Here is a 1,338-nt window from a genome sequence, read left to right as displayed (position 1 = left end):
AAACGTTAGCGGTCAGGCTAAACGAACTGCACCAAATAAAAATAAAATAACATAAATTTACAAGATGAAACAGACAACTTATTTTACTTTTCTTTTATTAATTTTTATTGGACAAACAACTTTTGCTCAAAAGAAATTACCAATTATCAAAGCAAACTCAACAAGCGTTGATATAAAAGATAACAACCAATTAAGGAAAAATGCGTGGCGGATTGTTCCAGAAGAAAAATTAGACGTTTACACAACTTCTGCCAAAAAAGTTACTTTTTATACTGACATAGATTCAATTTCTTTTAAAATTGACCCAAAAAAGAACTATGATTTTATTATATTACTAAATGGAAAAGATTCTGCTCGAACACAGATAAAATATAAACCCTCACGATTAGATATTTTGAAAGGTGCAGGAAAATATAATTATACTGACAATAGGTTTATTCCAAAATTTGAATATCAATCAGCCGGCAATCCAAACTTACAAAAAATCAGACAAGACTTAAAATTAGATTCCATTGCAGGAAAAGGAAGCGAACTTTCACAAATTTTTAATTTACTTCATTGGGTTCACAATCTTGTTAGACACGATGGCAGTTCAGACAACCCAACATTAAAAAACGCCATAGATTTAATCAAGGTTTGTAAAGTAGAAAATCGTGGAGTGAATTGCCGAATGTTAGCGACAATTCTCAATGAATGTTACCTTTCAATTGGAATAAAATCAAGATACATTACTTGTATGCCAAAGGAAACAGAATTTGACGACTGTCACGTTATCAATATGGTTTACAGCAAAGAATTAGAAAAATGGATTTGGATAGACCCAACTTTTGACTCTTATGTAATGGACGAAAAAGGAAATTTATTAGGGATACAAGAAGTAAGAGAAAGACTTGTAAAAGGTCTGCCTTTGGTTCTTAATGCGGATGCTAATTGGAATAGAGAAAACTTACAGACAAAAGAAGACTATCTTGATAATTATATGGCAAAAAACTTGTATCGCTTACAAACACCGTTAAATAGTGAATATGATACTGAAACTTGGAAAAGTGGAAAAGAAGTAACTTATATTGAACTTTTACCAATAGACGGAATAGAACAAACACCACAAAAGAAAGAACAAATAAATAATTCAACAGGAGTAAAATTTATATATTATAAAACAAACAATCCAAATCTATTTTGGACAAAACCTGAATAAAAGCCCGAACCGCTAACAGCAGTTTGGCAAAATGGCGGGTTCAGTGCTAAATTGAACATTCGGTTTTCAAAAGAAGTTTAGTTCTAAAAAGAAAGTAAGTGCTTCAAATCCGCCACTTCGCCAAGCTGCAAAACGTTAGC

At 31.6% G+C, this 1,338-nt stretch carries 1 protein-coding gene; it reads left to right on the top strand.

What is annotated here, in order from left to right; translation table 11 throughout:
- Nucleotides 1-64: 64 nt before the first annotated feature.
- Complete coding sequence (locus Q361_RS13565) at nt 65-1,198, top strand: transglutaminase domain-containing protein (protein WP_103727253.1); 1,134 nt, start codon at nt 65-67, stop codon at nt 1,196-1,198.
- Nucleotides 1,199-1,338: the final 140 nt, after the last annotated feature.

Source organism: Flavobacterium croceum DSM 17960 (genome assembly GCF_002917885.1).
Lineage (GTDB): Bacteria > Bacteroidota > Bacteroidia > Flavobacteriales > Flavobacteriaceae > Flavobacterium > Flavobacterium croceum.
Note: the sequence above shows the minus strand (reverse complement) of the source record. Positions and strands in the feature narration are given on the sequence as shown.

Excerpts from the sequence above, each read along its gene's own strand:
- Q361_RS13565 (WP_103727253.1), top strand. The coding sequence starts at position 65 with ATGAAACAGACAACTTATTTTACTTTTCTTTTATTAATTTTTATTGGA.